Origin of the sequence: Streptomyces sp. NPDC088747 (assembly GCF_044751025.1) — a bacterium.
GTDB lineage: Bacteria > Actinomycetota > Actinomycetes > Streptomycetales > Streptomycetaceae > Streptomyces.
Map to the genome: position 1 here is coordinate 59,417 of NZ_JBIVKZ010000007.1, position 23,871 is coordinate 83,287.

Consider the following 23,871-nt stretch of genomic DNA (forward strand, 5'->3'; position numbering starts at 1 on the left):
TTCAAGCACTCTGGATGGTCACGCGTCTACATGGTGACGCACGAGCCCCGTCCCTCCGAGCGGGCGACGGCGTGAGCGACATGGGCGGCCGCGACGTCCAGGGCGGCGTGACCGGTCGACTTGAACAGGGTGAGCTCGCTCTCGTCGCGGCGGCCGGGACTGTCGCCGGCGAGGACCGCGCCGAGCGGCGTCACCGATCGCTCAGGTGGCAGGCCCTGCAACTCGTGCGCACCGGACGGGGGCAGGGTGGCAGCGGCCCCCGACCACTCGGCGAAGAGGGTGGCGTCGCGGACGGTCGCGGCATCCAGTTCGGGTCCGTGGGAGCCCCCGACCGAGCTGACGTGTGTGCCGGGGGCGAGCCAGTCGCGGTGGATCACCGGCCGTACGGCTCCCGTGCAGCAGAACACCGTCCGGGCCTCGCGTACGGCGTCTTCGATCCCTCCTGCGGGCCGCCCGGCGGGGTGCAGCGCCGCCACGCTCTCCGCGCGCCCGGCGTCACGCCCGGCGACCAGGACGGGGGTCGCGGGGTCGAGCGCCGCGAGCAGGGTCACCTGGGCGCGAGCCTGCGCGCCGGTGCCGACGACGGCGACCGGACCGGCGCCCGGAAGGGCAAGTGCCCGGGCGCTCAGCGTGGCGCTCGCGGCGGTACGGATCTCGGTGAGCGGTTCGGCGTCCATCAGGGCCAGCGGGCGCCCGTCCGCCGTGTCGAAGAGCGCGACGATGCCGCGGTGACTGCTGCGCCCCGGCCGCTCGGGATCGGCGAACACGGAGACGAGTTTGGCTGCCAGCCCGAGGCCCGGCACGTGACCGGGCATGGCGCCGAGCAGGCCTCCCGGGGCGTGCGCGGCGATCCGCGGTGGCGCGGAGACCTGGTCCCGGGCGATCGCGACCAGGGCCGTCGCCACGGCCTCCAGCACGCGTCGCGGTTCGAGCGCGGCGCGTGTCTGCGCGGCGTCGAGGAAACGGATCTCGCTCATGCCGGATCCTCCGTGGACGGGGCCGAAGCCTGTGACGTAACTGGTGCCGAAGCCTGTGACGTGCCGGGAGCCGAATCCTGTGACGCACCCGGTGTCGGGACCGGTGCCGATGTCGGTGTCGATCCCGATCCCGGTGCCTGTGCCGGTGCTGATGCCGGTGATCCTGGGCCGGAGAGGATCCGGCCCAACTCCTCCGTCGCCTCGCGCAGCGACTCCCGCAGCAGGTCGAGCCTGGTCCCCTCGAACTCGGTGGCCAGGCCGACCACGGTCAGCGCGCAGACCGGCGCGCCCGGACGCGTGACGACGGCTCGGCCGAGCGAGGCGACGGGCTGTTCGTTGCGCCCGTACTCGACGGCGAATCCGGTGAGTTCGGTGCGCTCGATGTCGGCCAGCAACCCGTCGGGTCCGGTCAGCGGGTGGCCGTCCGCTTCGGCGGTCCGCAGGTAGGGGGCGCGGTCGGCCGGTTCGAGGGCGGCGACCAGGGCGAGCGGACCGGCGAACCGGTGGACGGGCAGGGACTCGCCCATCAGACGGCTGATCATCGCGAGGCGGTCCGGCCGTACGACGTCGATCACGCGGGACCGGTCGACCTCCGGAACCTGGAGGTTGACCATCATCCCGGTGCGCTCGGACAGCGCGTCGAGGACGGGCCGGGCGAGGGCGCCGAGCGAGTTCCGGGCGGCCGAGGACGACAGCCGCAGGACGGCGGTGCCGGGCAGGTAGCGGTCACCCGCGCGCAGCACCCACCCGCGCCTGACGAGGTCGACGAGTACCCGATAGGCGGTCGCGCGGTGCAGGCCGACCTCCTCGGCGAGGTCGGTGAGGCGCGGCGGCTGCGCGGCGCGCGCCACGGCCTCGACGAGGTCGAGGGCCTTGTCGACCGCGGTCCGTGCTTCTGCGGGCAATGCGGGGTCCCTCCTTGTGATGCCGTCGGACGTCGGCGTACGGTAGCGCGTGTTACGCAGCACGATACGTCTGTTACGTACAGCGCAACAACCCCGGGATGGGCACAAGCGAACGGGCGGCGGTCGGTCGCAATTGGGGCAACGGCCGGTCGCAGGGCCGGGGACCCGCCTGAGGCGAACTGTCCGCAGCCGTCCAGCCGTCCAGCCGTCCAGCCGTATCGACATATCCATACTTACGACGAGGTGAAGATGACGGACGAGGCTTCGGGCGCACCGACCCCGCACGCGCCCGCGGTTGAGGGAGCCATCGCGGTGTACCGCGGTGCGACGCTGTTCGACGGAACCGGGCGTCCCGTCCGGAGTGGAACGTCGATCGTGGTCGACGGGCAGGTCATCCGGGCGGTCGGCGGCGACGCCGAAATCGCCGCGGATCTGCCTTCCGACGCACAGGTCTTCGACCTGGAAGGCCGTTTCGTCGTCCCCGGCCTGATCGACGCGCACCAGCACATCGCGACCCCGCCCGACCGGCCCACGGCCGAGGCGGTGCTCCGGCGGCTGGTCTACAGCGGTGTCACGGCCATCCGTGACATGGCCGACGACCTGCGTCAGGTCGGAGACCTGGCGCGGGCCGCACTCGTCGGCGAGATCCCCGGCCCCGACATCCGGTACGCCGCCCTCATGGCGGGCCCCGGCTTCTTCGACGACCCACGCACCCACCAGGTGTCGCAGGGCGAGACACCCGGTGCCGTGCCGTGGATGCAGGCGATCACGAAGGACACCGACCTGCGTCTGGCGGTCGCCCTGGCCCGCGGAACCCACGCCTCGGCGATCAAGGTGTACGCGGACCTCGACCACACCACCGTCGCCGCGATCACCGCGGAGGCACACCGGCAGGGCATTCCCGTCTGGGCCCACGCGACCGTCTTCCCGGCGGCGCCCGGCCAGCTCGTCGAGGCCGGTGTGGACAGCGTCTCGCACGTCACCCTGCTCGCCTTCGAGGGCACGGACGAACCGCTGACGAGCTACAAGCACAAACCACGGGTCGCGTACGAGAGGTTCGCCGCCGGCGACGACCCCCGCATCGAAAAACTCTTCGCGCTGATGCGGGGGCGCGGCACCGTCCTGGACGCGACCGCCGGCATGTGGGCGAGCGAGGCCCTGGCCGGCGAGGGCCCCGAGGACGCGGCGCGCGCGGCGGCCAACACCGAACTCGCCGCGGTGCTCACCGCGCAGGCGCACCGGGCGGGCGTGGACATCGCGGCCGGCACGGACTACGAGACCGGCCCGGAGGAGCCTTTCCCGGCCCTGTACGAGGAGTTGTCCTTCCTCGTGCGCCGCTGCGGGATGTCACCCGAGCAGGTACTGCGCTCGGCGACGCTGATCGGCGCTCGCGGCGCCGGCGCGGAGGACCTCATGGGCAGCATCGAAGTGGGCAAACTCGCCAACTTCGTCGTCCTGGAGGACGATCCGCTCTCCGACATCGAGCATCTGCGGAGCGTCACGCTGACCGTGAAACGCGGTCGTCGCTTCCCGCGCCGCGACTTCGACGTGCCCCGCAATTTGGACGCGCTCCGCGATGTGGACGCGCCCCGCGACTCGGACGCCCGCGGTGACTCGGACGCGCGCGGTGATTTCGACGTCCCCCGCGACTTCGACCGCACCGCTTCCCGGGCGGAGCGGCCCACCCAAGTCCCGTCCTCCGAGGCCGAAGAGCCCGGAGCGACCCACCGTGCCGAGGAGACCCGATGACCTCTCTCCCCCTGATCGTCAACGCGCTCGGGCAGCTCGACAACCCGAACGCGCCGCAGTCGGCCGATGCCGCCGCCGAGTTGAACCCCTCCAGCGAGCAACTGACCATCGACACACGCACGTTGACCGACGCCCACGCCTCGGGTCTCACCGCCGTCAACATCACCCTCGGCTACACGATGGGTGACCTGCCGCCGTACGAGCACACGCTGCACGAGATCGACGTCTGGGACGGGATCATCCGCGACAACGCGGCCGACCTGCTCAAGGTCCTCACGGTCGCCGACGTCCACCGGGCCAGGCGGGAGAGCCGGGTCGGTGTCATCTACGGCTTCCAGAACGCGGTGGCCGTCGGTGACGACACCGGCCGTATCGCCACGTTCGCCGATCGGGGTGTGCGGGTCGTTCAGCTCACGTACAACCAGGCCAACCACATCGGCGACGGTTCGATGGCTCCCGAGAACCGGGGACTGACCGACTTCGGCCGTCGCGTCGTCGAGGCCCTGGACGAGCAGCACCTCATGGTCGACCTCTCCCACAGCGGCGAGCGCACCTGCCTGGACGCCGCCAAGTCGGCCAGGCGCCCGGTGTCGATCAACCACACCGGCTGCCGGGCACTGGCCGACCTGCCCCGCAACAAGACGGACGAGGAACTGCGTCTGGTGGCCGAGCGTGGCGGCTTCGTCGGCATCTACTTCATGCCCTTCCTGAACATGTCCGGCCACGCGACCGCCGCCGACGTCGTCGAGCACATCGTCCACGCGGTGAACGTGTGCGGCGAGGACCACGTCGGCATCGGCACCGACGGAACCATCACGTCCATCGACGACCTCGACGCCTACCGGGCCCAGCTCGCCGAGCACGTGGCCCTGCGACGCGCGGCCGGCGTCAGCGCGGCGGGGGAGCGGGACGACACCCTGCCGTTCGTGCGCGACCTGCGCGGGGTCGACCAGTTCCGGGACCTGATCCGCCTGCTGGAACAGCGGGGTTACGCCTCCGGCCGCATCGAGAAGATCATGGGCACCAACTTCCTGGACTACGCGGACCGGGTGTGGGCGCCGGAGGCGACTCGGTAGGTCAGCCGGTCCCCGGGCGCAGAGCGTCGACGATCAGGTCGAGGAGCGGGTCGACCCTTTCCAGCGAGTCGATCGCCGTGGCCGAGAGGAACACCCCGAGCAGCATCACCGTGACGTCCCCGGGATCGACGTCCGAGCGCAGCGACCCGGCCCGCGCGCCATCGCGCAGCATCGTGGCGATGGCGGCCGTGATGCGCTCGCGTGTTCCGGGCGTGGCGATGGCGCCGGAGGCCCAGCCCGCCCGCAGGGTGTCGGACATGCCGCGCTTGATCCTGAAGAACGCCGCGTACCGGCTCATCCACGCGCGCAACGCGGCCGCGGGCTCGTGTTCGTCGAGGAGCGCCGACGCGCTGGACACGACTTCGTCCAGTTCCGCGGCGTAGACAGCCTCCACGAGCGCCTCCCGCGTCGGGAAGTGCCGGTACAGCGTGCCGATCCCGACGTCGGCGGCGCGGGCGACCGCGTCCATGGGGACGGCGTCCGGAGACGCCGCGAAGGCCTCCCGCGCGGCGGCGAGGAGTCTGTCGCGGTTGCGCCGGGCGTCGGCGCGGGCCGGGCGTCCGGCCGTGCCCGTGTTCGCGCCGGTGGTAGAGGGCTCGGTCCCAGACAAAACGGAGGGCCTCCGGTTAGTGGTACGGTGATGAAACGGAGTGACTCCGTTTTCTTCATGGTCCCACGCGAAGGAGAGAACCGATGGCTGCCCCCGCCCGATCCCCTCAGGTCACCTCCTCCGGCGCCCCGCGCGCCGGTGGCTCCGGACAGCTCGCAGGCCGTACCGTCTCGCGGCTCGGCTTCGGCGCCATGCAGCTGGAGCGCCTGCGCGCCGACCGCAAGGCCGCGATCGCACTGCTGCGCCGCTGCGTCGAGCTGGGAATCGACCACGTCGACACCGCGCAGTTCTACGGTCACGGCTTCGTCAACGAAGTGATCCACGAGGCCATCCGCCCCGAGGATGACGTCGTAGTGGTCAGCAAGGTCGGCGCCGAACCCGACCCCGACGGCCCGCTTCCCCTCCGTCTCGCACAGCGCCCCGAACAACTGAGGGCCGCCGTCGAGAGCAACCTGACGACCCTCGGGATGGAGCGGATTCCCCTGGTCAACCTCCGTCGCACGGACACCGGCCCCGGCCTGCGCGCCGAAGGCGACCAGGTCGTCGCCCTCGACGACCAGCTCGCCGTGATGACCGAGCTGCGCGACGAGGGCAAGATCGGAGCCATCGGCCTCAGCAGCGTCTCCCTCGACGTCCTGCGCGCCGCGCTGCCCGCCGGTATCGCGTGCGTGCAGAACGCCTACAGCCTCCTGAGCCGCGACGACGAGGACATCCTCAGCCTGTGCCGCGCGGAGGGCATCGCCTGGGTTCCGTACTTCCCCCTCGGCAGCGCCTTCGACGGGCTGCCGAAGGTGACCGACGAACCCGTCGTCATCAGCGCCGCGCGCGACCTGAACGTCACACCTGCCCAGGTCGCACTCGCCTGGCTGCTCCACCACGCTCCGAACGTGCTGCTGATCCCCGGCACGGCCGACCCCGAACACCTTGAAGCGAACGTGCGGGCCGGAGCCGTCGCGCTCGACGCGGCGACACTCTCCGCCCTGGACGCCGTTCCGTCCCGCTCGGGAGACATCGCGCTCGGCTAGGCCGTGTGTCTTGTGCCGGACGGGTGTGGGCAGTTGACCGGACCTGTGCGTCCGCCGTCGGCACGCAGGCCGATGACCTGCCTGCCCCGTACCGCGTCGGAGCTCACAACACCTCGGCCACGGCGCCGACTTCACCCCCGCGCTCGGCCAACGTCGCTCGCCCCCAGCCGGGTTGCCTGGCCAGGAGGTCGTCCGCGGTGGGTACGGGAACCGTGATCGCCCGGTGTGCCACGTCCGTCAGGCCGTCGTACAGGGCGGCTTTCCGCCCCCTGCCGCTGCGCCTGATGTACGCGCATGCCTCACGAAGTTCCCGGCCCCGAGGCCGCGCGGGATCCCCTGCGGCGCCTCGCCGACGTGCTCGGCGCCGTCGTGCTCCCGGCGGCACGGACCGGTGACATCGCCACGGTGGTCATCGCCGAGCCAGGTGATCCGCTCACCGACCTGCCCGGAGCCCTCGTCCTCGCCGTGGGCTCACGGCGCGCGGACGCCGTGGCGCAGGTGACGGCCGCCGCCGCGGCGGGTGCCACCGCTCTCGCGATACGCGCCGACGACCTGCCCGACGAGGTGCGGATCGCCGCCGGACGAGCGGGACTGAGTCGCCTGCGGCGGATGCGGGGGCGGGTGCGCACCCCGGGCGGCGGGAGGGCTTGCCACTGGGCCCGTCCTCACGAGCCCGAGGGCGACGCCCCGTACCCGTCGGCCTCCTCGATCGCACCGCCGAGGCGCTCTCGGGCGGTATCCATCGCCGAGCGCGGGTTCGCGGACAGGGCCCACCGGTTCCCGACGAGGTAGACGCCGCCGTACATCTGGGAGATGTCGAGCCATTCGCGCTGGCCCTTGCTGGTGTCGAAGGTCAGCAGGACGTAGTCGGCGCCCGCCGCCTTGCAGGTGCCCTGACGGAAGTCGAGGGTCTTGCCCGCCTCCTTGGGCTTCGTGCAGCCGACCGCCTTCGCCAGTTCCTCCAGGGTCGCGGGCTCGGCGCTCGGCGCCGGGCTCGGTCCCGCGTTCGTGGCCGACGGGGGTTGCCCCTTGTCCTGGCTGTCCGTCGAGGAGTCGCTGCATCCCGCGATCAGCAGCGTCGCGGCCGCGGCGAGTGCGGGGGTGACGAGAAGACGGCGGGTACGACGGGGCATGGAAACTCCACGTTCGGGGGCGAGAGCCGGATTTTTCCCTCGGGGGTACGTGCGGCGGCCCCGTGGTGTTCACGAGACGGGGCCAACGCCCGACGGCCGGGCCCCAATCGACTTTCACGTCGGACGGGCGAGGGCTAGTGTCCGGGGCGGTGAGTGACCCACGAGGAGTTGAGGACATGGTCGGTCGTCCCGGCGCGCGTTGACGTCGTAGGCCGTGAGCGGCCTGTCATCGCGTGCTGCCGCCCTTGGTGCCACGGCACAGCGAGCCTTCTCCTGCCCGAACCACCGGTGCGCCTGTCGTGCGCCGGCCCGCGGGCCTCGTTGTCGGCAACCCCTGGGGATCCCCGTGCCGTCCGCTTCCTCCGCTGCATCCGACTCCGGTCGCCCTGTTCCGCCGAGCCTGTGGCGGGACGGCGACTTCCGCAGACTCTGGGTGGGGCAGACGGCCTCCCAACTCGGGGAACACGCGGGCCTGGTGGTCGTTCCGCTCTTCGCCGTCCTGACGCTCGACGCCGGCGCGGGCCAACTGGGCGTCCTGCGAGCCGTGGGGCAGGCACCGATTTTGATGCTCTCGCTCTTCGTCGGCGCGTGGGTGGACGGGTGGCGGACCCGCACGGTGATGGTGTCGACGGATGCGGGCCGGACCCTGGTACTGGGCGCCGCCGCCGTGGCCGGGTTCTTCGGCCGACTCGACCTGCCCGCGCTGCTCGTGGTCGCCTTCGCCGTCGGGGCCCTGTCCGTGTTCTTCGACGTGGCCTACCAGGCGTCTCTCGTACGGCTGGTACGACGCGATCAACTGGTCCGGGGCAACAGCGCGCTGGAGGCCAGCAGGTCCGCGGCCCAGATCGCCGGGCCGGCCCTCGGCGGCGCGCTGGTGTCACTGCTGTCGGCGCCGGTCGCCGTGGCCGCCGGCGCGCTGTTCTTCGCGCTGTCGTTCCTGTCGATCCGGCGCATCCGCCAGGCCGAGACGGTCCCGGCGCGCTCTGAGCGACCCCCTCGGGTATGGCGGCGGATCCACGAAGGGCTCCGCTTCGTCGCCGGCGACATCTCGCTGCGAGCCGTGTGCCTGGCCTCGGCGGCCTTCCAGTTCTCCTTCGCGGCCGTGCTGACCGTGTATCTGCTCTTCCTGCCACGTGAACTGCACCTGTCGGGCACCGCGATCGGGCTGACGCTCGCGGCGGCGGGACCGGGAGCGCTCGTGGGTTCCATGCTGGCCGCCCGTCTGCCGGGCCGGTTCGGCTACGGCCCGGTGGTCCTGGTCGCGGCGGCAATCGGCGACGGCGTGTTCCTGTGCGTGCCCGCGCTGAACGGCTCCTCCGGGGTGACCGTCCCCGTGCTCCTGGTGGCCAACTTCGTGTTCGGGGCGGGCGGTGGACTGGTGAACGTGGCGCTCATGGCCGTCCGGCAGACCGTCACTCCGGACGGGATGCAGGGCCGCGCCGCCGCGACGATCACGTTCGTCGGCATGGGCCTCACTCCGCTCGGCTCCCTGCTCGGCGGCTTCCTCGCGGGGGAGTTGGGCACGCGCACGAGTCTCCTGGCGACGGCCGCGGGCATGATGCTGTCCCCGGTCGTGATGGCTCTGTCCCCGCTCGCCCGCCTGGGACGGACGCTTGCCCCCACGCGGAAGGCGTCTCTGCCGACCGGCTCCCAGGCTCACGAATCCGGCAACCGCGCTACAGGTGATGTGGATTGACTCGGCGCTCCCACCGAGGACGGCGGACAGTCTCCCGCTTCCGGCCATCTTCCGGCCATCGACGGCCTGCACAACTCCCGTATCTCCCGAAAGAGTTCGCGACGGCTATCGCACCCGTCCCAACACGGCTACGGTGATCGACGAGTTCCGCCGCCCGACCGCGGCCGACGGGCGCCGATCCGCACACCTGCTGTACAAGATCCGTTTGTCCCCTGTACGCCTTCTCCGTATCTGATGGCGGACGGTTGTGAACGCGACGTGCCCGGACCCGTCCGTCCACCGCCGTCTGCACACTCCGGTGCCTCAAGTGGACAACGTTGTCTTCCGGCAAGGCCGGACGGTGCGTACGTATCGCGACGCTGGAGACCTCTGTGCCGATCAGACCCCATGCCCTCACACCCCGAGTGAGCCCTCCGAGACCCGCCCGTCGGCGTGGCCGGCCACTGCGCGCGACGCTCGCCGCGCTGCTCACCGGGGCGCTCGGATTCACCGCGCTGGCGGGTGGCGGTGCTGCCGCGGCCGTACCCGGCGCGACCACGTCCGCCGGATCCGCGGGGACGTCCGGCGGGACGGACTACACGCAACTCGTCGACCCGTTCGTGTCGACAGCCGGCGACGACGGCAACGACCTGCCGGGCGCGCAGGCACCCCACAGCCTGGCCAAGGTCAACCCGCTGACCACGCCGAACCGCAACCACACCGGGTACGACTACAACGAGGACCACATCGCGGGATTCACCGCGACGAACCTCGACGGTGTCGGCGGCTCGGGAGGCGGCGGCGACCTGCTCGTCGTCCCGACCTCCGTGCAGTACGACAGCCGCCCCGCCGCCAGTACGTACGCCCACGCGTACAGCCACGACGACGAGACCGCGACGCCCGGCTATTACCAGGTGGGCCTCGGAGCCGTCTCCGGCACCGCCGCCTCGGTGAAGCAGGACTCCGGCACCGTCAACGCCGAGATGACCGCGACGACTCGCACGGCGCTGCAGCGGTACAGCTTCCCCGCCGGGTCCGAACCGAAGCTCGTCCTCGACCTCGCGAACAACTTCACCAGCCGCACCCGCTCGACGATGAAGGCGACGACGCTCCCGGACGGGACCACCTCGATCGCCGGGCTCGTCGCGGGCTCGTTCAACGGCGCCTCGTACCAGCTGTACTACAACGCCACCACCAACGTCCCGGTGACCTCGCTGAAGAGCTGGGGCAACGACGGCAAGCTCAGCGACGCGACCACGCAGGACGGCGCCGACACCGGCGCGGTCCTCGGGTTCGACAAGGCCGCCGGTGACGACATCGAACTGCGCGTCACGCTGTCGCCGATCAGCGCGGAACAGGCCGCGACCGACCAGCGCAACGAGGTGGGCGGGCTCACCTTCGACCAGGCCCGCGCGCAGACGAAGGCGGACTGGAACGCCGCACTCGGCGCGGTCGCCGTGCGCGCCTCGGCGAAGTCCGACCCCGGCTCGACGCTGACCAAGCAGTTCTACACGCACCTGTACCGCATGTACGCGCTGCCGGTGAACGCCACCAGCACCAGCGGGACCTACCGCGGCGCCGACGGAGCGGTGCACAAGGCGAACGGCTTCACGTACTACGACGGCTGGTCCACCTGGGACGACTTCCGCAAGTACTCCGTCGAGGCGTACATCGACCCGGCCACCTACCGGGACATGGTGCAGTCGCTCATCGTGCTCTTCGCCGACGCACGCGCGTCCGGCAAGAGCCTGAGCAGCATCACCCACTCGGTCCCGACCGTGCGCTGGGAGCGCTCGGCGGTGCTGGTCGCCGACGCGCTGTCGAAGGGGTACAAGAACTTCGACCGGCTCGACGAGGCGTACCCGGCGCTGCTCTCGTACTCCGGGTACTACACGGGGGCGCAACTGCGGCAGGGATACGTCACGGGGGACCCCGGTACGACCGTCCAGCGCGGCTACGACCAGTGGGCACTCTCGGTCGTCGCCGACGCGCTCGGCAAGGACGCGGACGCGAAGAAGCTGCGCGCCCAGTCCACGATGGCGATCGACAACCTCGTCAAGTCCGGCGCCTGGACGGCCGCCGACGGCACCGAGGTCGGTCTGCTCACCCCCCGCGCCACCGGCGGCGACTGGCAGAGCGCCGACTACGAGAAGTTCGAGGCGGCCGGTCTCTACCAGGGCACGCTCTGGCAGTACCACTGGTACGACGCGTACGACATGGGCGGCCTCATCAAGGCCATGGGCGGCGAGAAGGCCGGCAACGCCGCGGTCAAGCACATGTTCGGCGAGGACTCCAGCGTCGACGACGGCTCGACCATGCTGCACTCCAACGCCAACGAGATCGACCTCCAGGCCCCGTACCTCTTCAACTACGTCGGCGAACCGAGCCTGACGCAGAAGTGGGTGCGCGCCATCTACACCGGCACGACCTGGAACCGCTACATCGCGACGGGCTCCACCAACGAAGCCCCCAGCTCCGGCGGCCAGTTCACCCCGCCGGTCAAGACCCAGGTCTACAAACTCTCCCCGAACGGCTTCCTGCCGACCATGGACAACGACGCCGGCACCATGTCGACCATGTTCGTCGCCGCCGCCCTGGGCCTGTTCCCGGTGACCGCCGGCTCCAGCCAGTTCCAGATCGGCAGCCCGTTCTTCGACTCCACGACGATCAGCTACGCCAACGGCTCCCGGTTCACGGTCAAGGCCGACGGAGTGTCGCCGAGCAACTACTACGTGCAGAGCGCGACCCTCAACGGCTCGCGCTTCAACAACACCTGGCTCGACTACTCCCAGATCATCTCCGGCGGAACGCTGGACTTCACCATGGGCTCCAAGCCCTCCCAGTGGGGCGCCCACACGAAGCCCGCCTACTCGCTGGACACCGACTCGGGCGACACGGGCGGCGGCACGGGAACGGACAAGGGCGACACCGTCGTCTCCGCCCGCCCTGGCACCGTCGGCACCACCTCGGACGGCACCGTCGACGGCAGCGTGAAGCTCACCCTGTCCGGACCGGCGTCCTTCGCCGCCCGCAAGGGAACGAGCCTGACCAGGAACGGCGCGGCCGGCGTGACCGGCCTGCCGGACGGTGTCACGGCGGACCTCCGCGTCACCGGCTCCCGCTCGGCGACGCTGTCGCTCACCGGCAGCACCCAGGTCGACGCACGCGTCGGCATCACGTTCCAGGACGCGGCCTTCGCCCACGGCGTTCGGGCCTCGACGGTGAGCGGCACCGGGATATCACCGACCGACCCCCTGCTCATCTCCGCCGCCGCGGTGCAGCGCAAGGCTCTCGGCGCCCTCGTGGACCAGGCCTCCCTGGTGCGCAGCGGCAACTACTCCGACGGCTCCTGGACCCTGTTCCGCTCGGCGCTCGAACGCGCGCGGACCGTCGTCGCGGACACCACCTCCGCGACCGGCACGATCATGGCTGCGCACGACGCGCTGCGGACCGCCATCGACGGGCTCACCATCGACGAGGGCGGCTACGCCGTCCTGCAGGCCGAGGACCCCGACCAGATGGAGGGCCCCAGCCTCGTCAAGGAGGCGTACTACTCGGACGGCGACCTCGGCGGCGTCACTGAGGGCGCCTGGGAGCGGTACACCAAGCTGGACTTCGGCGGTGTGGCCCCGCAGAGCGTCTCGGTCCGCTACGCGAACTCGCAGGCGGCGACCGCGAGTCCGAGCAGCGTCGACATCCACGCCGGGGCAGCTGACGGCCCCGTCGTCGCCACCGTCTCGCTGCCCGGCACCGGCAGTTGGCAGAACTACACCACGGTGCAGGCCTCCATAACCGACCCGGACGCCCTGCTGGACGCGAAGAGCGCGACGTTCGTGTTCCACGCCCCGTCCGGCCAGCAGTGGGTGTCCAACTTCGACTGGTACCAGTTCTCGCCGTACGAGGTCTCCTCGTCGCCCACGACCACGCTCGCCACGCTCACCGCGGTGAACAGCACCACGACCGGCGGCGGTTCGGTCCCGCTCAACGTCGCGAACGGCATCTTCGAGAACGTGACGAACGGCGCCTGGGCCGAGTGGAAGGACACGAACCTCCGCGACGGCGCGGACACCGTCACCGTGACCTACGACAAGCCCCAGTCGCGGGCGGCGTCGGACTCGCGCATCGAACTCCACCTCGGTTCCAAGGACGGCCCCAAGACCGTCGACATCCCCCTCGCCTACAGCGGATCGGGCTGGGGAACCATCGCCACCACCACCGTCCAGCTCGACCCGGGCGTCTTCACCGGCGTCCAGGACGTGTACGCGGCCTTCGTCTCCAGCACGCAGACGGCGTCCCAGCCCTACGTGGGCAACGTGCACTCGCTGTCCCTGTCGCAGGCCACCGACACCCCCGTGGGGTTCGACGCCACCGCGTTCAGCTCGCACAGCGGCGGCGGCCTCAAGAGCGAGCCGGTCGGCTGGACCGGCGCGGGTTCCACCACCGACCTCGGCGGCACCTACAACGGAGCCTGGGTCGACTACGGCGACATCGACTTCGGCAGCTCCCCGAAGAGCACCGTCACGATCACCTACGTCAACAACTCCGCCCGCTGCGGCACCGGTTCCGCCGTCCAGCTCTACCTGGACTCCTTCGACGCGGCCAACCCCGGTACGCCGTACGCGACCGTACCGCTGCCCGTCACGGGATCCGCGTGGTCGTCAGGCGGAACGACGAGCCTGACCCTGCCCAGGTCGATCACCGGCACGCACGGCGTCCACCTGAGGCTGACGACGACTCCGGACTCCTCGCACCCGTACGTCGCGAACCTGGGCCGGATCACCTTCGACCACGTCGACACCCCCGCCGTCACGGACAAGTCCGCCCTCCTGAAGGCGATCGAGCAGTTCGAGGGAGTCTCCGGCGACGAGGAGCGCTACGACGCGATCGACTTCGGTGTCTACCGGCGCGAACTCGCGGCGGCGCGCACCCTCGTCGACGCCGACGGCGTGACCCAGCTCGAAGTCGACACGCGGACCCGCAGCCTCACCCTCGCGGCCAACCAGCTGATCCCCCTGCCGAGGCTGAAGCTGGAGGACCAGGTCGCGACCGCGTCGGCCCTCGACAACAACCGCTACACGGACGCCTCGTGGAAGGCGTTCACTGACGCACTCGCCGCGGCGAGGACCGCGATCGCCGACGACACGTCGACGGACGCGGCCCTCACCGCCCGGTACGACACCCTGCGCCGCGCCCTGAACGCCCTCACCACGAAGCCCAGGACAGTGCCGGCCGCGCCCGACGCCGTGTCGGCGACCTCGTCCGGCACCAGCCTGACCGTCGCCTGGTCCGCTCCTGCGGACACCGGCGGCTCACCGGTCACCGGCTACCGGATCACCCTCAGCGACGGCCACCAGATCAAGATCGACGATCCGGACAGCCGGAGCACGACGTTCACCTACCTGCGGGCCGGCAGGTCGTACACGGCACGCGTCCAGGCGGTGAACGCCGTCGGCACCTCCCGCTCCAGCGCCGCCACGGCACCCGTGGTGACCGGCGGCGCCAAGCCGCAGACGCCGGCCGTGACAGGCGTGTTCACCGACGGCGAGCAGGTGCGGGTCACCTGGCGGGCGGCGGGCGACGGCGGGTTCCCGGTCATCGGCTACACCGTGGCCCTCGACGACGGAACCACCGTGCACCTGCCCGCCACGACGGACACCGCGCTGCTCACCACCGGGAGCAAGGCGAAGGCCCACTCGGCCACCGTGACCGCGGTCACCCTGTCCGGAACCTCGGAAGTCGCAGCCGGCACCACATCGCCAACGGCCGCCTCGCCGACGGCCGCCTCGACGGACGCCGCCGACCCGACGTACGTCCCGTCCCCGTTCCCGGACGACACGCTCAACGCGACCTACCCGTCGGACACTTGGCCGACGACCGACGACGGGAGCGACTACTTCAAAAACCTGCTCAGCGGCTTCGACGACCTCGACTCCGATGTCCTCGGTGCCAACACCAAGGTGCCGGCGGGCACCGCGCTCACGGCTGAGAACGACCGGATCGCCGTGCGGATCAACAACGCGGCGACGCAGAAGGAGGTGGACCGGGCCGAGGTCGACGCGGCCACCAGCGGCACCGTCACGATGGCCGACGGGCTCGGATCCCGGCTCGGCCAGATCTACAGCGACGCCCTGAGCGGCGGTGAACTGCCGAAGACCAGCGCCCTGTTCTCCCGCGTCACGAAGGGCCTCGACAAGGTCGACGCGGCGAAGAACTCCTACGGCTACCTGCGTCCGTACGTGCGGCTCGGGTTCGTCGGCGACGGCGGCGACATCTACGAGTCGCAGGACGGCTCGTACAGCGGTCTCGCCACCAGCGGCTCGTACCCGAGCGGCCACACCTACGGCGGCTACGAGGCCGGCACGATCCTCGCCACGCTCCTGCCGGAGCTGGCACCGTCGATCCTCGCCCGCGCCTCGGAGTACGGGAACAACCGCATCGTCCTCGGGTTCCACTACCCGCTCGACGTCATGGGCGGCCGCATCTCGGCTCAGGCCACCGTCGCGCACCGGTGGGCGGACCCCGACTTCGAGAGGCTGCTGACGCAGGCCCACACCGAGATCGAGAACGTGCTGCTCGCACAGTGCGAGAGGGCGGGGTACGGCGACACGCTCACGGCCTGCGAGGGCGACCCCTACGCCGGTCTGAGCAGGGCGCAGCAGGTCGACCTGTACACACAGCGTCTGACGTACGGGTTCTCCCAGGTGGGGAAGTCCGGGCAGTCCCTCCAGGCGCCGTCCGACGCGGCGGCCCTGCTGGTCACCGCCTTCCCGGACCTCACCACCGAGCAGCGCACGCAGATCCTTGAACAGACCGCGACGGACTCGGGCTATCCGCTCGACCTCACCGGGGACGGCGAGGCGAGCTGGCAGCGGATCAACCTGGCGGCGGCGATGGCGGCGCAGGTGGTCGTCGACGCCGACGGGTCGGTCAGGGTGACGAACCACTCGGACGCCACGAAGGCGAGTGTCGCGGACGCCATGGCGATCACCGTGGGGGGAGTCGCGATCGACGGGTTCGACCCGGACGTGTCCACGTACGTGGTCGACTGGCCGAGGAACGCCAGGACCCCGGCGGTCTCCGCCGTCCCGGCCCAGGCCGGTGCGCGGGTGAAGGTCACCGACGGCAGCCCGGTCCTCTCGTCGAGCGGATCTCGGTTCACCACCCGCACCATCAAGGTGACCTCGGCCAACGGTTCTGTCACCCGGACCTACACGGTCGGGCTCCAGCGGACGGACCGCGACGACCGGCCGGTGACGGCCGGCGGTTACGCCACCGTCTCAGGATCCGGCCTGCTGCCCTCGACCGGCCTGCGGAGTCCCGCGTCAGGGTCCAACGGCGGCGGCGTGCTCTGGTCGCCGTCATGGGCGGAGCCCGGATGGATCCCCCGGTCCCAGGGTCAGGGTTCGAGGTGATGACCGCCGGATAAGCCGCGCCCAGGAGCACCGGGGCCCCCGCAGAGCCCCGCTGAGCCTCGGAAGGTGAGATCCGACGAACGGCCCCTCCGGGTGAACCATGACGGTTCACCCGGAGGGGCCATTCCGGTCCCCCGGAAGGGTCCGTCCCCTGGACGACACCGGTCAGGATTCGAGAAGCGCGAGTCACCGAGCCGCGGCTAGCGTGAACGCCATGACCTCCATTGATTGCCTCACCTTCGGGGTGGCCGACCCCACGGCCGCCGAGCGCTTCTACGCGGATGCCTTCGGCCTGGACAAGCAGGTACGGCTGCGGGCCTCGCAGGAGCCGACGTCCGGCTTCCGCGGCTTCACCGTCTCCCTCGTGGTCTCCCAGCCGTCCATCGTCGACGGCCTCTTCGGCGCCGCCCTTGCCGCGGGTGCCACCGAGCTGAAGCCCGCCAAGAAGTCGCTGTGGGGCTACGGCGGCGTCGTACAGGCGCCGGACGGGACGATCTGGCAGCTCGCGAGTTCGTCGAAGAAGGACACCGGCCCTGACAGTCGGCAGATCGACGAGATCGTGCTCCTGCTGGGCGTCTCGGACATGGCCGCGACCAAGCGGTTCTACGTCGAGCGCGGTCTCACGGTCGCGAAGAGCTTCGGCAGCAAGTACGTCGAGTTCGACGGTTCGTCGAGCACCGTCAAGCTCTCGCTGTACGGACGCCGCGGCCTGGCCAAGGTCGCCGGAGTCCCGCCGGAGGGCAGCGGGTCGCCTCGGCTCACCATCGGCGGTGACGCCGGGACCTTCACCGACCCGGACGGGTTCACCTGGGAGCCCGCGGGGTGAGGCCCCGAACCGGCGCCGGGCTCTGGAGCCCCGGCGCCAGTACGAAGACGGGGATCACGCGGTCGGTCTTCGCCTGGTACTCGGTGAACGGGGGATGCGCGGCGACCGCCCGCGCCCGGTCAGGGCAGGATCTCGACGTAGCCGTCGGTGCCGTGTACGCGGATCCGTTGTCCGTCCCGGATCAGCCGGGTCGCCCGCTCCACGCCCACGACGGCCGGCAGACCGTACTCCCGGGCGATCACCGCGCCATGGGTCATCAGGCCGCCCACCTCCGTGACCAGACCCGCGGCCGAGACGAACAGCGGTGACCAGCTGGGGTCCGTGAAGGTCGTGACCAGGATGTCGCCCGATTCGAGATCGGCCTCCGCGGTGTCGAGTACGACGCGGGCCCTCCCCTCCACGGTCCCGGCGGAGACCGGCAGGCCGACCAGGGCTCCGGCCGGCACGTCGTCGCGCCGGTACGCCCCGTTGAACGCCTCGCCGTCGGAGGTGAGCACCCGGGGCGGTGTGAGCGCCCGGTACGACCGGAACGCGTCCTTGCGCCTCTGAACGAGTCGGCCGTCCACCTGGTGCGAGCGCACGACGTCGTGGAATTCTTCGAACGTGAGGTAGAAGACGTCCTCCGGCTCAGGAATCACACCTGCCCGCACGAGTCGCCCGGCTTCCCTCAGCAAGGCCTGTTTGTACACGAAGGAGCGGCTGACGATGCCGTACTTCGGGTACTCCCGGTACCCGGCGAAGGCTCTGACCCGGTCGATCATCCGCTTGGCCTCTGCGGCCCTGCGGTCGCCGTCCGGGAGGGCCCTCAGACGTGACAGCACGTCCTGTTCCTTCCGCCACGCCTTCTGCCGCCCTTGCTCGAAACGCCGCTCGGCCGCGCCCGGTTCGAAGTTCCTCACGTTGTCGAGGATCACGGGTACGAGCGTGGCGGGGCGCTCGCGCCAGCGTGGCCTGGTGATGTCGATCTCGCCGACGCAGCGCATGCCGTACCGGTCGAGGTAGGCCTCGATCGCCTCGCGCACCTCGGTCCCGCCCGCGAACTTCGCCAGCTCGTCGAGGAACGCCGCGTCCCCGCCGTACTCGACGCCCCGCAGGAACGCCACCACCTCCGGATGCCGGCGGACGACGTCCGCGACGTCGAGCAGCGCGAGTCCCATCTCCGACGTGACGTTGCCGGGGGCGGACAGCGTCAGTGTGTCGGCCGCGTTCTTCTCGCCGAGCCACTCCCGCAGCCTGTCGTTGAGCCACCAGGCGGCCTCCATCCCGGCCATGATCGCCTGAAGGCTCAACGGGTCGCCGAGGACCCGCTTGTGCTCCTCGAAGGCCTCCAACAGGTAGGCAAACAGGGCCGGTCCGGTCTTCGTCCGGATGTCGAGCTCCAGGGCGGCGACGGATGCCCGGCTGCGCTCGACCAGTTCGGTGACGATGGCCGGATCGGGTTCGGCCGGGGCGGACGCGCCGCCGGCCTGCGGCGCTCCTGGACCGTCGGCCTGCGGCCTGCCGGGACTCTCGGCCGGAGGGCCGCCGGGACCGTGGTTCGGCGGCCCGCCGGGACCCCGGTCCGGGAGCGACGGGACGGACAGGACGAGGTCGTCGCGGTCGAGGACGGTCTCCAGAGCGTCCCTGACCAGCGGATCGCCTCTCCCCACCACGTCCAGGAGAGCGGCGCGGCTCGCGGGCGAGGCCAGGCGCCGGGTGGCGTCGACGAACAGCCTCCCGCCCGCCTCCCGCATCGGTGCCATGGCCGTCAACTGCCAGATGGAGATACCCAGGGGTTTCATCGCGTCGGTCATCATCTGCTGATGGCCGACGGAGAGGTAGACGTGGTCCTCCTCGTCGTCGGCCTCGGGCACGGGGAACAGTGTCGTGATCGGCCGGCTCTGAACGATCTGGAAGTCGTCCTCGGCCAGGCACCATTCGATGTCCTGCGGACACCCGAAATGGGCCTCGATGCGGCGCCCGAGCCGTACCAGACGTACGGCCTGCGTATCCGTCAGAGCGGGCTGCTTCTGCCGCCGCGCATCGGGCGCCGCTGCCCGCGTCCCACCGGCCGGCGGGGTGTGAACGGCGCGCCGTTCGGCGGCGATCGACCGGGCTACGACCTCGTTGTCCCGAACCTTGAAGACGTCGGGATCGACCAGGCCGGAGACCAGGGCCTCGCCAAGGCCGAAGCCGGCGTCCACGGTGGCGACCTTCCGGTTGCCCGTGACGGGGTCGGCGGTGAACAGGACGCCCGCCGCCCGCGGGACGACCATCCGCTGCACGACCACGGCCATGTGGACCGCACGGTCGTCGATGCCGTTCCGCCGTCGATAGGTCACCGCCCGCTCGGTGAACAGCGAGGCCCAGCACCTGCTGACGTGCTGGAGGATCGCCGTCGGCCCCACGACGTTCAGGTACGTGTCCTGCTGGCCGGCGAAGGAGGCCGTCGGCAGATCCTCGGCCGTCGCGCTGGACCGGACGGCGTAGGCGGCCCGCTCGCCGAACTCGGCGAGGGCGTTGGTGATCGCCGCCGAGAGATCACCCGGCATGGCAACCCCCTCGATGGTCCGGCGAATTCGCGCACTGAGCGTGCGGACGGCGTCCCTGTCGTCGGGGTCCAGGCGCGACAACTGATCGAGCAGGTCGTCGCCCGTCGACGCTTCCGCCATGATCCGGCGGAAGGCGGCCGTCGTCACACAGAAGCCCTCCGGTACGCGCATGCCCTCGATCCGCGTCAGCGCGCCCAGGTGCGCGCCCTTGCCGCCGACGACCGCGAAGCACGTCTCGTCGACTTCGCGAAGCCCCAACACGTACGGCTCTGTCGAACTTACTGCCGGGCACGTGCTCATCGTCGTCGTGCTCCCGTTTTTGCAGGTGGTGGTCACGGCCGACGATTCTGCGCCGTGATGGGGGTCTTGCCGCAAGCCCCCCGGTGCGCTATAGCTTGAGAGTGGCAAGGAGAGAGCTCTCCTTGCCACTGCCATTGCCGCCGCCTTGTGCCGGCCGGGGTCGAGGCGGTCTCAGTCGGACGCCCCGGTGAACTCCCGTTGGCGCGCGGTCTCCGCCGCGGTGGCCGCCATCCCGCGTGTGGTGTGGCGCAGCAGCGGCGGGGTGATGACGGAGGTCGCCACCGCGACCAGGACGACGATGGTGTACGAGGCCGTGGTCAGTACGCCGAGGCTGAGGCCCACCGAGGCGACGACGATCTCCACGACGCCGCGAGCGTTCAGGCCGACGCCGATGGCCACTGCCTCCTGGCGGTTCAGGCGCCCGAGCCGGGCCCCCAGATAGCCGCCGACGAACTTGGCCACGACGGCGACCGCCAGCGTGCCCGATCCGGCGAGCAGGACTGTCCGGTCGGCCAGGGTGGAGAGGTCCACCTGAAGTCCCGCGGTGGCGAGGAACAGCGGGGCGAGCGTCGACATCACGAAGATCCGCATGGAGTCGAGGGATCTGCGGCTCGGCGTACCCAGGGAACCCACGACGATGCCGCACAGGAAGGCGCCCAGGATGGGTTCCATGCCGAGTGCGTGCGTCCCGGCGGCGGACAGCATGATCATTATGGTGATCAGTGAGACGCTGACCTCCGGAGCGGCCGACCGCTCGGCCAGTCTCAGCGCTCTCCCCGCCAGCGGCCGGGCGAGCAGCAGGGTGAAGGCGAGCACGAGGATCAGATGGGCTACCGACTCCAGGACCACACCCGCCCGCAGGCCTCGGGTCACCATGGCGGACACGATCGACAGCAGCAACCAGCCGATGATGTCGCTGATCGCGGCCGAACCGACGATGAGCTGACCGACGTTGCGGTGCAGCAGACCCATGTCGAGCAGGGTCTTGGCTATGACGGGCAACGCGCTCACGGCGACGGCGACACCGATGAACAGCGCGAAGGCGGGCCGGTCGGCGCTCGCCCCGATCATGGAGTCCGGCAGGATGAATCCGAGACCGAACCCGAGGCCCAGCGGCAGCACCACGCTGCCCAGGCTGACGAAGCCGATGGCCGTGCTCTTGCTCCGAAGCAGCGCCAGGTCGACATGGGCTCCGGTGATACCGACCAGGAACAGCACCCCCAGTTGGGCCACGGCCCCCAGGAGGTGCGTCTGGTCCGTCTCCCGCGGCAACAGCCAGTCGGAGGCGGTGGGCAGGACGTTCCCGAAGACCGACGGCCCGAGTACCACCCCGGCCGTCAGTTCACCGACCACGGGTGGCAGCCGGAACCGCGCCGCCACCCTGCCCAGTGCCAGCGCGGCCGCCAGCAGGACGCTGACCTGCAACAGGAAGATCAGCATCTGGTGACTGCCGATTCCGGGAACGGGACCCGCGGCCAACAACATGACGTGTCCTTTCCAAAAAATCTTCTCCGTCTCGGCGAGGGAAGAACCGCCGCGGGGCAGAGGTCGTTCCACGGATTAGCGGATGGGCGCACGAGGACAGAGCCGCTGCGGGAAGCGGAGGCCGGTCTATTTCGGGCACGGCAAAACACGGTCACCGCGGTTGTGAGCTATAGGTTGTGAGCTATATCCGCCGGTGGTGATCTGTGCTCTTTCCGAGTCGCGCCCCACCACGCGACGGGGCTGGGATGGGAGCCGTGCGCGCGGCTGCCGGCTCGGGTTGGAGAGTCGGCGTTTCACACTTGAACAGCGACTTGTCCAAGCGTCGTGCGGGGCCGATCGATCGCCATGTTCTCAGGGCGGAGTTGTCTTGTCGACAAGGCCTCGGAAATGAATGACCGCGGCACGTCGTTCCCGTGGATTTCCGGAAACTTCCATGAGTCCTGGGGTGGGGCCGGGCGTGCACGTGAGGTGGAGCCGCACGGTCCCGCCGTCCCGGCGCGGCCATGGCCGGTGGCGTGAGGACGACCCTCGGCCTCCGCCGTGTTCAGGCCGCGAAGGCGCACGCCGCGAGTCTCAACTCCCTCTCCTTCGCGGGTGAAACCGACAGTGGCCCCCAGGTCCCGTAGCGCGCGATCCCGCCATGCCCGGCCTGCCGGCGGCGGCCGCCGGGACCCCGATGGCCGGATCTCGACAGCGCTTCCGTCCCCATAGTCCAATTAGTTACTTATTAACCTATGCGTTTATGCCACCGTCTTGACGGGTGCCGTAGCGGAGTGCACGCTTACGTTAGAAAAGTTTCCCCATCCGTCGAGTCGCGACGGATTCCGAGGGTTAGCGCATGAGCGTGTCCGTGCACAGTTGAGACGGCATTCCTCCTTCAGACGGCGCAGTGCTCCCATCACCTCCATTCTTCTTCACCGCTGCTTTCGCTGCTGCTTTCACCGCTGTTTTCACGGCTGCGGCAGGTGTGGCGCTCCGCTGCGCCATTATCGCGATGCGAAAAAGTCGTCAGGGACGGGCGGCTCAGTGCGGAATCGAGCGCTGACACCCTCTCATGTGCAATTCAAAACGAAATGTGACCGAGAGAATCTGGGGCGGGCCATGAAGGCGGCCGATGTGCTGATCAGCGGTCTGGGATCTTTTCTGCCCGACCGGGTGCCTATCGAATGGGCGGTGGAGCGGGGGCTGATCGACCGGACCGCCGCGAAGGAATACGGAATCACCAGTGTCACCGTCGCCGGTGAGACCCCCGCGCCCGAGATGGCGGTGCGGGCCTGCCGGCAGGCGCTGGAACGCGCCGGGCAGAGCCCCGAATCCCTCAGCCTCCTGCTCTACGTCAGCGTCTGGTACCAGGGCCCCCACGGCTGGTGTCCGCAGTACTACGTGCAGCGGCACATGGACGCGGGCCAGGCCACCGCCGCCGAGGTCAGACAGGGCTGCATGGGCATGTTCTCGGCCCTGGAACTCGCGGCGGGCCATCTCATGGCCTCGGTCGATCACGAAGCCGCCCTGGTCACCTCCGGGGACAACTTCACCTCCGAACTGCTGGAACGCTGGCGTTTCAGTCCGCACTTCGTCATGGGTGACGCCGGTTCCGCCGTCGTCCTCAGCCGGCGGGAGGGTTTCGCCAGGCTCAAGTCCGTCAACGCCGTCACGCTCCCCGGGTACGAGGCCATGCACCGCGGACCCGGACCGCTGTTCCCGCCGGGAGCCGGTCTGCCGGGCAAGCTCGACTTCGGCGACTCCAAGGACCGCTGGCTCGACGGCCCGGACAGAGATCCCGCGGGCCCGCTGAAACTCGTGGCCGCACAGGACGAACTCATCAGCCGCACCCTCGACGAGGCCGGCATCACGATGGACGAGGTCACCCGCGTCGCCTACGCCAACGGGTCGCGCGAACGCGTCGAGGGCCGCGCCATGATCCCGCTCGGCCTGCCGATGTCCCTCTCGACCTGGGAACAGGGCCGCACCGTCGGCCACATCGGCGCCAGTGACCAGGTGGTGGCGCTCGAACAGCTGCTGCTCTCGGGCGAACTGCGGCGCGGAGACCACTTCCTGATGCTCGGCGTCGGGCCGGGGCTGAACATCGCGTGCGCCGTGATCGAGATCATCGAGACCCCGCACTGGTCCGCCGCCCATCAGCCCACCGCTCGCTGAAAGGCGTCTC

General features: G+C 70.5%; 14 protein-coding genes and 1 pseudogene. 7 read left to right on the plus strand and 8 right to left on the minus strand.

All coding sequences use genetic code 11. From position 1 onward, the window contains the following. Window positions 1–26: 26 nt before the first annotated feature. Window positions 27–977 carry an ornithine cyclodeaminase family protein gene (locus ACIP79_RS18305; protein ID WP_401224413.1) on the minus strand — a complete coding sequence of 317 codons (951 nt, stop codon included), beginning with the start codon at window positions 975–977 and terminating at the stop codon, window positions 27–29. Continuing rightward, entirely contained in the window at window positions 974–1,882 is a 909-nt protein-coding gene (locus ACIP79_RS18310) for a helix-turn-helix domain-containing protein (RefSeq protein ID WP_401224415.1), read from the minus strand. The genes ACIP79_RS18305 and ACIP79_RS18310 overlap by 4 nt, the downstream gene beginning before the upstream one ends. Before the next feature lie 249 nt (window positions 1,883–2,131). Here ACIP79_RS18310 and ACIP79_RS18315 point away from each other — a divergent pair, with 249 nt between their 5' ends. Together ACIP79_RS18315 and ACIP79_RS18320 are read left to right on the plus strand one after the other, a co-directional pair. Next, window positions 2,132–3,631 (plus strand): amidohydrolase family protein, encoded by a 1,500-nt coding sequence (locus ACIP79_RS18315; protein ID WP_401224416.1) that lies wholly within the window; start codon window positions 2,132–2,134, stop codon window positions 3,629–3,631. Next, window positions 3,628–4,707, plus strand: a complete 1,080-nt coding sequence (locus ACIP79_RS18320; RefSeq protein ID WP_401224418.1) for a dipeptidase — start codon at window positions 3,628–3,630, stop codon at window positions 4,705–4,707. Before ACIP79_RS18315 ends, ACIP79_RS18320 begins: the two co-directional genes overlap by 4 nt. Before the next feature lies 1 nt (window position 4,708). Here ACIP79_RS18320 and ACIP79_RS18325 read toward each other — a convergent pair whose 3' ends face one another. Next, on the minus strand, window positions 4,709–5,317 hold the full coding sequence (locus tag ACIP79_RS18325) for a TetR/AcrR family transcriptional regulator (RefSeq protein ID WP_401224419.1): 609 nt from the start codon (window positions 5,315–5,317) through the stop codon (window positions 4,709–4,711). Window positions 5,318–5,400: 83 nt separating this feature from the next. On the opposite strand from ACIP79_RS18325, the gene ACIP79_RS18330 reads away from it, so the two are divergent. Beyond that, window positions 5,401–6,342 (plus strand): aldo/keto reductase, encoded by a 942-nt coding sequence (locus ACIP79_RS18330; RefSeq protein WP_401224422.1) that lies wholly within the window; start codon window positions 5,401–5,403, stop codon window positions 6,340–6,342. Window positions 6,343–6,813: 471 nt separating this feature from the next. Here ACIP79_RS18330 and ACIP79_RS18335 read toward each other — a convergent pair whose 3' ends face one another. Together ACIP79_RS18335 and ACIP79_RS18340 are read right to left on the minus strand one after the other, a co-directional pair. Then, window positions 6,814–6,996 (minus strand): hypothetical protein, encoded by a 183-nt coding sequence (locus ACIP79_RS18335; protein ID WP_401224423.1) that lies wholly within the window; start codon window positions 6,994–6,996, stop codon window positions 6,814–6,816. Window positions 6,997–7,007: 11 nt separating this feature from the next. Next, window positions 7,008–7,475, minus strand: coding sequence for a hypothetical protein (locus ACIP79_RS18340; RefSeq protein WP_401224425.1), 468 nt, complete (start codon window positions 7,473–7,475; stop codon window positions 7,008–7,010). A 346-nt stretch (window positions 7,476–7,821) separates the two neighbouring features. Between ACIP79_RS18340 and ACIP79_RS18345 the strand changes: the two genes are divergently transcribed. The 3 genes from ACIP79_RS18345 to ACIP79_RS18355 all read left to right on the plus strand — a co-directional run bounded on the left by ACIP79_RS18345 (window position 7,822) and on the right by ACIP79_RS18355 (window position 17,388). Then, on the plus strand, window positions 7,822–9,171 hold the full coding sequence (locus ACIP79_RS18345; RefSeq protein ID WP_401224428.1) for an MFS transporter: 1,350 nt from the start codon (window positions 7,822–7,824) through the stop codon (window positions 9,169–9,171). Window positions 9,172–9,575: 404 nt separating this feature from the next. Beyond that, window positions 9,576–16,562, plus strand: a complete 6,987-nt coding sequence (locus ACIP79_RS18350; protein WP_401224431.1) for a glycoside hydrolase domain-containing protein — start codon at window positions 9,576–9,578, stop codon at window positions 16,560–16,562. A gap of 214 nt (window positions 16,563–16,776) precedes the next feature. Beyond that, on the plus strand, window positions 16,777–17,388 hold the full coding sequence (locus tag ACIP79_RS18355) for a glyoxalase (protein WP_401224432.1): 612 nt from the start codon (window positions 16,777–16,779) through the stop codon (window positions 17,386–17,388). On the opposite strand, the pseudogene ACIP79_RS18360 reads toward ACIP79_RS18355, so the two are convergent. The 3 genes and pseudogenes from ACIP79_RS18360 to ACIP79_RS18370 form a co-directional block, all read right to left on the minus strand. Next, window positions 17,366–17,500, minus strand: a pseudogene (locus tag ACIP79_RS18360) (nitroreductase family deazaflavin-dependent oxidoreductase); the annotation flags it as partial. The gene ACIP79_RS18355 and the pseudogene ACIP79_RS18360 overlap by 23 nt on opposite strands. 7 nt (window positions 17,501–17,507) lie before the next feature. Continuing rightward, window positions 17,508–20,219, minus strand: a complete 2,712-nt coding sequence (gene rph / locus ACIP79_RS18365) for a rifamycin-inactivating phosphotransferase (RefSeq protein ID WP_401224971.1) — start codon at window positions 20,217–20,219, stop codon at window positions 17,508–17,510. 171 nt (window positions 20,220–20,390) lie between these two features. Further along, window positions 20,391–21,704, minus strand: coding sequence for a cation:proton antiporter (locus tag ACIP79_RS18370; RefSeq protein ID WP_401224434.1), 1,314 nt, complete (start codon window positions 21,702–21,704; stop codon window positions 20,391–20,393). A gap of 1,101 nt (window positions 21,705–22,805) precedes the next feature. On the opposite strand from ACIP79_RS18370, the gene ACIP79_RS18375 reads away from it, so the two are divergent. After that, window positions 22,806–23,861, plus strand: a complete 1,056-nt coding sequence (locus ACIP79_RS18375) for a ketoacyl-ACP synthase III family protein (RefSeq protein WP_401224435.1) — start codon at window positions 22,806–22,808, stop codon at window positions 23,859–23,861. The last annotated feature ends 10 nt before the right edge of the window (window positions 23,862–23,871 follow it).

Coding starts and splice junctions, on each gene's coding strand:
- ACIP79_RS18305 (WP_401224413.1), bottom strand. CDS start 977: ATGAGCGAGATCCGTTTCCTCGACGCCGCGCAGACACGCGCCGCGCTC.
- ACIP79_RS18315 (WP_401224416.1), top strand. CDS start 2,132: ATGACGGACGAGGCTTCGGGCGCACCGACCCCGCACGCGCCCGCGGTT.
- ACIP79_RS18320 (WP_401224418.1), top strand. CDS start 3,628: ATGACCTCTCTCCCCCTGATCGTCAACGCGCTCGGGCAGCTCGACAAC.
- ACIP79_RS18330 (WP_401224422.1), top strand. CDS start 5,401: ATGGCTGCCCCCGCCCGATCCCCTCAGGTCACCTCCTCCGGCGCCCCG.
- ACIP79_RS18340 (WP_401224425.1), bottom strand. CDS start 7,475: ATGCCCCGTCGTACCCGCCGTCTTCTCGTCACCCCCGCACTCGCCGCG.
- ACIP79_RS18355 (WP_401224432.1), top strand. CDS start 16,777: ATGACCTCCATTGATTGCCTCACCTTCGGGGTGGCCGACCCCACGGCC.
- rph (WP_401224971.1), bottom strand. CDS start 20,219: ATGAGCACGTGCCCGGCAGTAAGTTCGACAGAGCCGTACGTGTTGGGG.
- ACIP79_RS18370 (WP_401224434.1), bottom strand. CDS start 21,704: ATGTTGTTGGCCGCGGGTCCCGTTCCCGGAATCGGCAGTCACCAGATG.
- ACIP79_RS18375 (WP_401224435.1), top strand. CDS start 22,806: ATGAAGGCGGCCGATGTGCTGATCAGCGGTCTGGGATCTTTTCTGCCC.